At 62.1% G+C, this 11359-nt stretch carries 11 protein-coding genes and 1 pseudogene; 4 read left to right on the plus strand and 8 right to left on the minus strand.

Features of this window, described 5'->3' with window-relative positions:
* Positions 1 to 169: 169 nt before the first annotated feature.
* Entirely contained in the window at positions 170 to 1219 is a 1050-nt protein-coding gene (gene purM, locus ACNA0J_RS29290) for a phosphoribosylformylglycinamidine cyclo-ligase (protein WP_415822533.1), read from the minus strand.
* 140 nt (positions 1220 to 1359) lie between these two features.
* Here purM and hda point away from each other — a divergent pair, with 140 nt between their 5' ends.
* The 4 genes from hda (at position 1360) to ACNA0J_RS29310 (ending at position 4658) form a co-directional block, all read left to right on the plus strand.
* Positions 1360 to 2061: a DnaA regulatory inactivator Hda gene (hda, locus tag ACNA0J_RS29295; RefSeq protein ID WP_415822534.1), complete on the plus strand. Its 702-nt coding sequence runs from the start codon at positions 1360 to 1362 to the stop codon at positions 2059 to 2061.
* Positions 2058 to 2756, plus strand: coding sequence for an HAD family hydrolase (locus tag ACNA0J_RS29300; RefSeq protein WP_415822535.1), 699 nt, complete (start codon positions 2058 to 2060; stop codon positions 2754 to 2756). The genes hda and ACNA0J_RS29300 overlap by 4 nt, the downstream gene beginning before the upstream one ends.
* Positions 2756 to 4111, plus strand: a complete 1356-nt coding sequence (gene pcnB / locus ACNA0J_RS29305; RefSeq protein ID WP_415822536.1) for a polynucleotide adenylyltransferase PcnB — start codon at positions 2756 to 2758, stop codon at positions 4109 to 4111. Before ACNA0J_RS29300 ends, pcnB begins: the two co-directional genes overlap by 1 nt.
* A gap of 64 nt (positions 4112 to 4175) precedes the next feature.
* Entirely contained in the window at positions 4176 to 4658 is a 483-nt protein-coding gene (locus ACNA0J_RS29310) for a 2-amino-4-hydroxy-6-hydroxymethyldihydropteridine diphosphokinase (protein ID WP_415822537.1), read from the plus strand.
* A gap of 49 nt (positions 4659 to 4707) precedes the next feature.
* Here the strand turns inward: ACNA0J_RS29310 and ACNA0J_RS29315 are convergent, their stop codons facing one another.
* The 7 genes and pseudogenes from ACNA0J_RS29315 to ACNA0J_RS29345 form a co-directional block, all read right to left on the minus strand.
* Positions 4708 to 5535 carry an HpcH/HpaI aldolase/citrate lyase family protein gene (locus ACNA0J_RS29315; RefSeq protein WP_415822544.1) on the minus strand — a complete coding sequence of 276 codons (828 nt, stop codon included), beginning with the start codon at positions 5533 to 5535 and terminating at the stop codon, positions 4708 to 4710.
* Entirely contained in the window at positions 5532 to 6728 is a 1197-nt protein-coding gene (locus ACNA0J_RS29320) for a CaiB/BaiF CoA transferase family protein (RefSeq protein WP_415822538.1), read from the minus strand. The genes ACNA0J_RS29315 and ACNA0J_RS29320 overlap by 4 nt, the downstream gene beginning before the upstream one ends.
* Before the next feature lie 30 nt (positions 6729 to 6758).
* Positions 6759 to 7382, minus strand: a 624-nt coding sequence (locus ACNA0J_RS29325; RefSeq protein WP_415822539.1) for an HTD2 family dehydratase, incomplete at its 5' end; no start/stop codon positions are given.
* Between the two features lies 1 nt (position 7383).
* Positions 7384 to 7589 (minus strand): annotated as a pseudogene (locus ACNA0J_RS29330) (HTD2 family dehydratase); the annotation flags it as partial.
* A 197-nt stretch (positions 7590 to 7786) separates the two neighbouring features.
* Positions 7787 to 8584, minus strand: a complete 798-nt coding sequence (paaG, locus tag ACNA0J_RS29335) for a 2-(1,2-epoxy-1,2-dihydrophenyl)acetyl-CoA isomerase PaaG (protein ID WP_415822540.1) — start codon at positions 8582 to 8584, stop codon at positions 7787 to 7789.
* Between the two features lie 171 nt (positions 8585 to 8755).
* On the minus strand, positions 8756 to 9874 hold the full coding sequence (locus tag ACNA0J_RS29340; protein WP_415822541.1) for an acyl-CoA dehydrogenase family protein: 1119 nt from the start codon (positions 9872 to 9874) through the stop codon (positions 8756 to 8758).
* Positions 9875 to 9903: 29 nt separating this feature from the next.
* Entirely contained in the window at positions 9904 to 11094 is a 1191-nt protein-coding gene (locus tag ACNA0J_RS29345) for an acyl-CoA dehydrogenase family protein (protein WP_415822542.1), read from the minus strand.
* Between the last annotated feature and the right edge of the window lie 265 nt (positions 11095 to 11359).

An 11359-nucleotide genomic window follows, 5' to 3' on the forward strand; every position in this document is an offset into this window, starting at 1 on the left:
GTCCGGCGCCCGCGCGCCGGACCGGCTTTGTGAAGCCCTCACGGCCCGATTGCCTCGGCTCGACGTCCAATAAGCACGCCACCCTCCTGCAAGTCCTGCCCCCTTCGGTCACTGAACAAATACCGAATGAAACAAGACCGCAGGATTCCCCTAAGCAATACCAGCGACATCAGACCACAAACGTCTGCGCCATCCCCTCAGCCTGCTCGACAATCTCTCCGAGCTTGCTGACAGTTTCACCCTGCTCACGCAGCGTCTGGGCAATCGCATCGGCCTGAGCAGCATCCACCACCAGCACCATGCCGATACCGCAGTTGAACACCCGATACATCTCGGTATCCTCGACACCGCCCTGCTGCTGCAGCCACTGGAACAGCTTGGGCATTTCCCAGCCATCACGGTACAGCTTGGCCGACAGGCCGTTCTGCAGGATGCGGGGCACGTTGTCCAACAAACCGCCGCCGGTGATGTGCGCCAACCCCTTGATGTCGGTGCCGTGCTTGGCCAGCGCAGCCAGCACTTGTTTGACGTAGATGCGGGTCGGGGCCATCACCACGTCGACCAGCGGTTGACCGTGGAAATCATCGGTAGGCTTGGCGTTGGCGCGTTCTATGATCTTGCGGATCAGGGAATAACCGTTCGAATGCGCGCCGCTGGAGGCCAGGCCCAGCACCACGTCGCCCGGTTTGATGGATTTGCCGTCGATGATGTCGGCTTTGTCCACCGCGCCCACCGCAAAACCTGCCAGATCGTACTCGCCGTCGGGGTACATGCCGGGCATTTCAGCGGTTTCACCACCGATCAACGCACAACCGGCCTGCTCGCAGCCTTGGGCAATGCCGCCCACGACAGACGCGGCGGTATCCACGGCGAGCTTGCCGCAGGCGAAATAATCCAGGAAAAACAAGGGCTCTGCGCCTTGGACCAGGATGTCGTTGACACTCATCGCGACCAAATCGATACCGACGGTATCGTGGCGATTCCATTCAAAGGCCAGGCGCAGCTTGGTGCCAACGCCGTCCGTGCCCGACACGAGGACGGGCTCACGATATTTCCCAGGAACCTGGAACAAGGCGCCAAATCCGCCGATACCGGCCAGCACGCCAGGACGCATGGTACGGGCCGCCAAAGGCTTGATGCGGTCGACCAGGGCGTCTCCTGCATCGATATCGACACCAGCGTCGCGGTACGTCAGGGGGGCAGAAGGTTGAGTCGTCATGAGAAAAACCGTGGGGTATGTGACAATTGCGGAGTTTACGGGGTGCTGCGCCCGCCATTTTACGATGTCAGGCGCAAAGCAACGCGCCGACCGTCTTTTTGACGATTTGCGCGCCCCTTGCCTTGTGTACATTTTGACCCATGAATCGCCAGCTGCTGCTCGACGTTCTACCCGCACCCGCTCCTACGCTGCAGAACTACATTGCCGGCCCCAACGGTGAAGCGTTGGCGGCCGCGCGCGCGCTGATGCCTGGCCGGGCGCTCTACCTGTGGGGGGCAGCGGGCTGCGGCCGCAGCCACCTGCTCAAAGGGCTGGCGACCACGCCCGGAGCCGCTTACATCGATATCCGGCAAAACGCCCGCGCCCTGCGTCAGCTCGCCAATGCCGACTCCGCCGCAGCCATGCCCCGGTTGATCGCGGTGGACGATGTCCACGATATGGACGAGGCCCGGCAGGCCGGGCTGTTCGCCCTGTACAATCGGTGGCGCGAATGTGCGGCCACCAGCCGCGCGTTCGCTTTGGCTGTGGCTGGCGACCGCGCCCCACTCTCTATGCCGTTGCGCGAAGACCTACGCACCCGTTTGGGCTGGGACCTCGTATTCCGGCTTGAACCGCTGTCTGATGCGGACAAGCTCGCTGCACTCTCCGCACAGGCGGCAGAGCGCGGCTTGCAACTCGCACCCGAAGTCATCCAGTGGATGCTGACGCATCGCGAACGCGATATCCGCAAATTGGCGGTATTGCTCGATGCGCTGGATCGTTATTCGCTGGCTACCGGTCGCCCGATCACCATTCCCCTGCTACGCGCCATGCTGGCAGACTCCGATACACCAAAAACATGATGCCCCAACGACTCGCGCTGTTCGACCTGGACCACACCCTGCTGCCGCTGGACAGCGATTACCAATGGGCTGATTTTCTCGCGCGCACAGGGCGCGCAGGCGACCCGGCAGAAGCCCGCCGCCGCAACGATGACCTGATGGACCGCTACAACCAGGGCCAGCTCACCGCCGAACAAGCGGCCGAGTTCATGCTGGGCCTGCTGGCCGCGCACACGCCGTTCGACCTGGCCACCTGGCACGAAGAATTCATGACGCAAGTCATCCGTCCCAGTATCACGCCGCAAGCCATTGAAATCGTGGATCAGCATCTGGCTGCAGGGGACCTCTGCGCCATCGTGACCGCGACCAATGGTTTTGTCACGGCCCCGATAGCCCGCGCTTTTGGCATCCCTCACCTGATCGCCACCGACGCCGAGTATCGCAATGGCCGCTACACCGGACGCATTCACGGTACGCCCAGCTTCAAAGAAGGCAAAGTCGTGCGCGTGAACCAATGGCTGGCGGGCATGAATCAGACCCTTGCCAATTTTTCGGAATCGTACTTTTATAGCGATTCGATCAACGATGTACCGCTGCTTGAAATTGTCACGCACCCAGTAGCGGCCAACCCCAGCCCGTCGCTGCGCGAGATCGCGCAAACTCGTGGCTGGAAAGTGCTCGACTTGTTCGAACACCTAAAGGATGCCAAGTCCTGATGATCACCGACACCATAAAAAAATTCGTCAGCCGCTTGTTCTCACCAGCGGCCCGGGGGCCCCAACGCATTACGAGCGACAAACACGGCATCGATCGCCGCAACGTGTCGCGCCATGCCATCAAAGTCTGTGAGGTCTTGCGCCAGCACGGCTACGAAGCCTATATCGTGGGCGGCGCGGTACGCGACCTGATCGTCGGCCTCGAACCCAAAGACTTCGACGTGGCCACCAACGCCACCCCCGAACAGATTCGCCCGCTGTTCCGCCGCGCGCGCATCATTGGACGCCGGTTCCAATTGGTGCACGTGGTCTTTGGCCAGGAAATCATCGAGACCTCGACCTTTCGCGCCCCTGCTTCGCAAGACCAGGAAACCGACGAGCACGGCCGCATCCTGCGCGACAACGTCTTTGGTTCTCAGGAACAAGACGCAGCACGGCGCGATTTCACGATGAACGCGCTCTACTACGATCCGCATAACGAAGAGGTGATCGACTATCACCAAGGCGTGCACGATCTGAAGAAACGCCAGGTTCGCATGATCGGCGACCCCGCCACGCGCTATCGCGAGGACCCGGTCCGCATGCTGCGCGCAGTGCGTTTTGCGGCCAAGCTCAACGGCAGCATTGACCCGGCGACGCGCCAGCCCATCGAGACCATGGCCTCGCTGATCGAGAACGTGCCGGCATCGCGCTTGTTCGATGAGATGCTCAAGCTCTTGACCTGCGGACACGCGATGGATTGCCTGCGCCAGTTGCGCGCAGACGGCTTGCATCACGGCCTGCTGCCGCTGTTGGATGTCGTGCTGGAACAGCCTGGCGGCGAGCGTTTCGTCGAGCTCGCACTGGAACGTACCGATTCGCGCGTGCGCGCAGGCAAGAGCATCAGCCCCAGTTTCCTGTTTGCCGCGTTGTTGTGGCAACAAGTCGAATCGCGCTGGAAACAATTGCGCGAACAGGGGGAGCACAACATCCCCGCGCTGGTTCAAGCCGCCGATTCAGTGCTGGACGAGCAAACCGAAAAACTCGCCATCCAACGCCGTTTCTCGTCCGACATGCGCGAGATCTGGTTCATGCAACCGCGCTTTGAACGCCGCATGGGCAAGACCATTTACCGCATGATCGAACAACCGCGCTTTCGCGCCGCCTGCGACTTTCTGCAGTTGCGTGCCGCGGCCGGGGAATTTGATAGCGTGCTGGCGCAATGGTGGATGGACCTGGCCAACGGCAACGACGCCACCCGTGCCGACATGATCGAAGAACTCGCTCACCTGCCACGAGATCCCGCGGAATCGAGTGGACCTCGCAAACGCCGTCGCCGTCCGCGCCGTCCGGCTGCGCAACACGATCAGGCCTGACGGTTCCCGCCCCTATCGGGAACGGAATTCCTCCTTCACTGAGCCGCGCCGCCATACATTGCCGATGACCACCATCCAACGCGCCTACATAGGCCTGGGCGCCAATCTCGGAGACGCGCAAGCCACCTTGCGCACGGTACTGGAGCAACTGTGCCAGACGACAGGCATCCTGCATTGCCTGTCCTCGCATTTTTATCGTACAGCGCCCGTAGACGCCACTGGCCCGGACTACATCAATGCCGTCGCTGCGCTGGACACCACCTTGACGCCTCTCGACCTGCTGGATGTATTGCAGGCGCTGGAAAACCAGCATGGCCGCCAGCGGCCTTATAAGAACGCCCCACGGACGCTGGATCTGGATCTGCTGCTGTATGGCGATACAACGATGGATACGCCGCGCCTGACGCTGCCGCATCCGCGCATGCATGAACGTGCGTTCGTACTGGCGCCGCTATCCGAACTCGCGCCAGCATTGACCTTGACGCAAGGGCCTGCGATCGAATTGCTGTCGATGTTGCCGGATCAACCGATCGAACGGGTGGACTAAGGCGTGCAGGGACTGGCGGTTACCTTCCTGCCGCCAAGCCGCCACAACCTTAGACCTGCTCGCCCGCGCGCTCCAGCAATTGCCTGGCACGCCCGATGACAGGCGCATCGACCATTTTGCCTTCGAACATGAACGTGCCGGCGCCGCTTTCGCGATGCGCAGCCACCACGCGGCGCGCCCACTCGACATCGGCGGCAGGCGGCAGAAAGGCCTCGTGAATGATCTCGACCTGCGAGGGATGAATGCACAGCATGCCGCCAAACCCCATATCGCGGGCCCGGCCGGCGGCGGCCTGCATGCCAGCCGTATCCTTGACGCCAGGAAACACGCCATCCAACGGTGCGGGCAGATCAGCAGCTTTGCTGCGCAGCAATACTTGCACCCGGGCGTGATCGAGCACGACATTCGCCCCTTCGGTATCGGGCGTCAACCCCAGATCCAGGCCGTAGTCCAGGCTGCCAAACGCCAACCGTTGCACGCCCGGCGTGGCCGCGATCTCGGCCGCATTCAAAATCCCCTCTGCAGTCTCGAGGATGGGCACGATATCGACGCCCGTCTGTGCCGCATGGCGCACCTGAGCCAGGCTTTCCGCCTTGGGCAGCATAATGGCCGTTACCCCAGGAAAACTGCGACAGGCCTTGAGGTCGTCATCGTGCCAAGCCGTCGAGACGTCGTTGATACGAACCCAGAGCCGCACATCGGGATGCGTGCCCAGAAAATCGCAGAGCGCCTCGCGGGCGCTGTCCTTGGCCAGATGCTCGACCGCATCCTCCAGATCAACGATCACGATGTCGGCCCCGCTGGCCAGGGCCTTGGGAATGCGTTCAGGCCGGCTGGCCGGCACGAACAAGGCAGTACGAATAGCAGTTGGCATCAGACGACCTCGGCAGCACGCAAGCGCGCCACGTCCTCGGGCGCGTACCCCAATGATGCTAGCACTGCATCGGTGTTTTCGCCCACTGCCGGGATCGGATCCATACGGGGCGTAAACGCGCTGCTGGATGCCGGCGGCAAGAGCGCCGGCAACGTACCGGCCGGGCTGCCCACCTCGCGCCAGCGATCGCGCGCCTGCAATTGCGGGTGCGCCCAGACGTCTTTCATGTCGTTCACGCGAGCATTGGCGATCTGGGCCGTTTCCAGGCGATCCGTCACCTGATCGATGGTCAACTCGGCAAAAGCCTGCACAATCAGCGCGCGCAGACTGTCGCGATTGGCAGCGCGGCGCGAGTTCGATGCAAACCGCTCGTCGTCGGCCAACGCGGGCTGATTGAGCACGCGCTCGCAAAACACCCGCCATTCGCGCTCATTTTGCAGACCCAGCATGATGGTCGCGCCATCGCCCACCGGGAACGGACCGTAGGGATATATCGTGGCGTGCGCCGCCCCCGCGCGCTGAGGCGGCGTCGCCCCCTCGAACGCGTAGTACATGGGGTAGCCCATCCACTCGACCATGCTTTCCAACATGGAGACATCCAGACGGCTGCCCAGGCCCGTGCGTTGACGCAGCAACAGCGCGTTCAGAATCGACGAATACGCGTACATCCCCGCCGCGATATCCGAAATCGAGCATCCGGCCTTGGCCGGCGCATCGGGCGACCCCGTCACCGAGACAAAACCGCTTTCGCTTTGGATCAACAGATCGTAGGCCTTTTTACGCTCGTAGGGTCCGCCCTCGCCGTAGCCGGAAATATCGCAGACGATCAGCTTCGGATGCTTGGCGTGCAAGGCATCGAATGACAAACCCAGCCGATCCGCCGCGCCCGGCGCCAGGTTCTGTACCAGCACATCGGCCGATTCCAGCAAACGCTGCATGACTTCGGCTGCATCGGGGTGTTTCAAATCCAGCGTCAGGCTTTCCTTGGAACGATTGGTCCAGACGAAATGCGACGACAGGCCATGCACGCGCTCGTCATAGCCACGGGCGAAATCGCCCGCGCCGGGACGCTCGATCTTGATGACGCGCGCGCCCATATCGGCCAGTTGGCGGGTGCAAAATGGCGCCGCGATCGCGTGTTCCAGACTGATAACGGTAATGCCGTCCAACGGACGGACTGCAGGAGTATTACTCATCGAAAAACCATTCCTTCAGGAGGGAAGCGATCAAGCGGAGAACTTTATTTGCGCCTGGTGAGCCAAGGTGCCATCTTGCTCGGCCCATAGATCGGCCTGCCCGGGCTCAGCCACACGGCCGGCGACCTCAAAGGGAGTCGGCGCGACCAAGGGGCGCAAACCGCGATAGGAAAAATGCTCCAGACGCGCCGCCGGATGCGCATGGCAGAACGCGGCCAGCATGAAGGTCGCGATCATTGGACCGTGCACAACCAGACCAGGATACCCCTCAGTGCCCGTGACATAAGGATGATCGTAATGAATCCGATGGCCGTTGAACGTCACAGCCGAATAACGGAACAGCAACACCGGTGACGGATCCACGGGCTCGCGCCATTGCGATGCCGGCGGAGCGTCCGTGCCCACGAGCTTGGGCGGCGATGGCTGCCGATAGACGATGTCCTGCTCTTCTTCGATCGCCAGCACGCCCTCCTGGTGGTATTCGTGACGCACGGTCACAAACAACAATGCCCCCGTACGGCCGGTCTTCTCCCGCACATCGGCCACCGTGGAGCGGCGTTCGGCAGGAATCCCGACCCGCAGGGGTTGATGAAACGTGACCCGCCCCCCTGCCCACATCCGGTTTCTATCATCGGCGGGCGGCAGGAACCCGCCNCGCGCCGGGTGACCATCCCTGCCTAGCCCGTCCATGCCGACCGGGGTAATAAAAAAAGCCCATTGCCAAAGCGGAGGCAGCGGGTCGCCTACGCCAGGTGCGGGCTCGCTGAGCGTTGCGGCGATACGGGCGGCATGGCCAACATCGAGATTATCGGCAACAGTTTCACTGCTGCCGATCCAGTCGGCAGGATTGGGAGACGTCATGTAGATTCCTTAGCGGTATACCAGAGCGGCCACCAGCATGCCCGTGCGCCCCGCCTTTGTGAATTCGTATTTCTACAAGGGCGGGTTCAACAGCCTGAAATTCATGCTGGCGGCGCCCTCGAAACGCCGAATGCAGGGGATACGGTTCCCCTGCCTCGCACAACGCCCGACCGCGCACGGCGGGTGGCGCAATATCGCTATTTTCCCTGAAACGCGGGCGCGCGTTTCTCTGCAAAGGCACGTATGCCTTCCAGATAGTCATCGGTATAGCCGAGCTGTTGCTGCAAATCGCACTCCAGATCGAACTGTTGTGCCAACGTATTGCCGCTGGAGGCATACAGCGCCTGCTTGGTCGCCGCATAAGCGCGCGTGGGCCCCTGAGCCAGGGTGCGTACGACCTGCTCGCGCGTCTCGTCCAACGCCTCGTCCGGGATGCAACGCCAGATCAGCCCCCATGACTCGGCCTGACGAGCCGACACGGTCTCGCCGAACAAGGCGGCCCCCATGGCTCGCGCCGTTCCCACCAGACGGGGCAGAAACCAAGTACCACCGGCGTCCGGCAACAAACCGATCTTGCTGAACGCCTGAATAAAGCGTCCCGATTCCACGGCATACACCACATCACAAGCCAACGCGAGACTGGCCCCTGCCCCGGCTGCCACGCCATTGACCAGGCACACCACCGGTACCGGCAACGCACGCAGGCGCAGGATCAACGGCCGATAAAAATTACGCAGGCCTTCACTCAAATCGCGCCGCTGCCCTTCCGGCAACGGCTTGCGTTCGCCCAGATCCTGCCCGGCACAAAATCCGCGTCCCGCGCCCGTAATCACCAGACCGCGCAGCTCATCGCACGCCTCCAGGGTGTCCAACGCACGGGCCAGCTCGCCGTGCATCACCGCCGTGAAGCTGTTCAAACGATCCGGCCGATTCAAAGTGATCACGCCGACACCGTTCTCCAGCGTGAATTGAATCTGCTCGTAACCCTGCGTCATACCTGTTGCTCCCTATATCCTGTTATGTGATGTGGCCGCACAGAAAAAACTCCCCTGGCATGCCAAGCGATCCGCGATTGAGGCCGGTAGTTCCAAAACAGCCCGAATCTTACCGTGCTGCCATTGACGCTCGCGGCCCATCAGGTCAAAGCCACTGAAGCGCCCGGCATCTCAATCCAGCGACTGCAGCACCGCCAGTTGCTCGGCGCTATCGCCGAACAACTGATCCAACACCGTCAAGCGCTTGAAATAATCACCGACCTCCAGTTCATCGGTCATGCCCATCCCGCCGTGCAATTGCACAGCGCTTTGCGCCACATAGCGTCCAGCGCATGCCGCCTCGAGTTTGGCGCTGGCCAACATGCGGCGCCGTTGAGCAACATCCGGTTCACTCAGCGCCGCAGCAGCCACGTAGGCCATCGACAACGCCATCTCCTTTGCCACCAACATATCCGCCATACGATGCTGCAACACCTGAAATGCGGCCAAGGGCTGGCCGAACTGCCGCCGCGTCTTGAGATAATCGATCGTGATCTCCAGCAAACGCTCCATGGCGCCAGCCGCATGCGCACACAGCGCAGCCGTGCCCCAACCCAGCGCCGTAGCCAGCCCATCCCGGGCGGCTTGTCCGCGCGCCAACACGGCATCCGCTGTCACGGGCGTACGATCAAACTCGATGCGCGCGCAGCGCGTACGATCCAGTGTCGGCGTATCCAGCACCTGTACGCCTTGGGCATCCGCAGGCACCAGCAACAACATGGGCTCATCGTCGACATCGCGTGCCGACACAACCCAGGCCTGCGCCGCCGCACCATGCCAGACCAGATGCTTGGTCCCCGACAGATGCAGGACTTCGTCATTGGCCGGTTGCACCGTACACAATGACGGCTCCGTCTCGTAACGCCGCCCCGGTTCCTGATACGCCAGCGCCACGATCGCCTCGCCTGAGGCCAGCGCCGGCAGCCATCGCTGCTGCGTCGCCGCGTCCGCAGAGTCGGCAATCAATGCCGCACTCATCACTGCACTCGGGATCACGGGCTCGGAAACCAGGCCACGCCCCAATTCCAGATGCACGGGCAATAAACTGGCAGGCGCCTCGCCAAAACCGCCGTGCTCCGCCGCAATCGTCAGCCCCAGCACGCCCAGCTCGGCCAATTGCTGCCATGCACGCCCATCCAGCGCCGCAGTAGCCGCGCGCTCGCGCCGTGCCGCAAAACTCCATTCATCCTGCACCAAACGCCGCAGGCTATCGGCCAGCATGCGTTGCTCTTCGGTATATGCAAAATCCATGATGTGTTCTTCCCTTGCGCTGTCCCGCCTCAAAGCCCCAACATCATGCGAGCGATGATGCCTTTCTGTACCTCGGTGGTGCCGCCATAAATCGAGGTCTTGCGCATATCGGCATAGCCTGCGCCGGCCGCTGCCGCCATCTCGGGCCCCGGTCCGTGAAATGGTGCATCCGCCTCCATCCAGTCCGGGTCATACGCCCAGGCGTCCGGCCCGGCAATCTCCATCTGCAGCATCGCCAGATCCTGCTGTATCTCGGAACCTCGGATCTTCAGCACAGAAGCCTCCGGCCCCGGCGCATCGCCACGCGCCGCCGCGACCCGCAACAGCAACATCTCCAGCGCCATGATGTCGACCTCCGTGCGCGAAATCCGGTCACGCATCCGGCTGTCCTCCAGAATGGGGCGGCCATGCAGCCATGTACGGGCTGCCATCTCCTTCAGAATGCTCAGCTCGCGATAGCAATGCCCCAAGCCCGCAATACCCGTGCGCTCGTGGCCTAACAAGTACTTCGCATACGTCCATCCCTGCCCCTCGTCGCCGACGCGATTGGCCACAGGCACACGCACATTCTCCAGCCATACCTCATTGACATCATGCCCGCCGTCGAGGGTACGAATAGGCCTCACGCTGACACCCGGCGAATGCATATCGACCAACACCATCGAAATCCCGCGCTGCACCTTGGCCTCGGGATCGGTGCGCACGAGACAGAACATCCAGTCCGCATACTGCGCCAGCGTGGTCCAGGTCTTCTGCCCATTGATCACATAATGATCCCCATCGACCTCGGCGCGCGTCTTCAGCGACGCCAGGTCAGATCCAGAGCCCGGTTCGGAATAGCCTTGGCACCACCAATCATCGACACGGACAATGCGAGGCAACAAACGCTGCTGCTGCTCGGCACTGCCGTATTTCATCAGCACAGGGCCGATCATGCTCAACCCAAACGGCAGCAAACGCGGCGCGCCGGCCTTGAAGCACTCGACCTCGAAAATCAACCGTTCGATGGCATTCCAGCCTGTGCCGCCAAACTCCTGCGGCCACGTCGGTGCGCCCCAGCCCTGGTCCGCCAAGATCCGATGCCACCGCACATAATCATCACGATGCAGCCGCTGATGCTTCAGTACTTTGTCACGGATGTCTTGCGGCAATTTGTCGTTCGCAAAGGCTCGCACCGTCTCGCGAAACTGCCGTTCTTCGGGTGTCCAGCTTAGATCCATAGGAGGTCTCCTTATGGACGGTATCTAGCCACGGGCGAGGGCGTTAGCGCAATCTGGCTCTGCAAAAGCGGGGCTTTCGTGGGGATGAAGTGGTGCTTGTCTTTTTCTCTTATGAAGCAAGAGGGTGCGTGCTCGTGCAACGGGTAGAGTTCTTTAGGCGCCGGCGTGCGCCCTGACTGAGCGATGCGGGCCTAATCGGAACGGCTCGCCCCATTAGCAGGGGGCTCGGTCCGCTGCGCGGACTACCCGTCCCTCAAAAGGCCCG

The sequence above is a fragment of the Bordetella tumbae genome (assembly GCF_965139195.1).
Lineage (GTDB): Bacteria > Pseudomonadota > Gammaproteobacteria > Burkholderiales > Burkholderiaceae_B > Bordetella_A > Bordetella_A tumbae.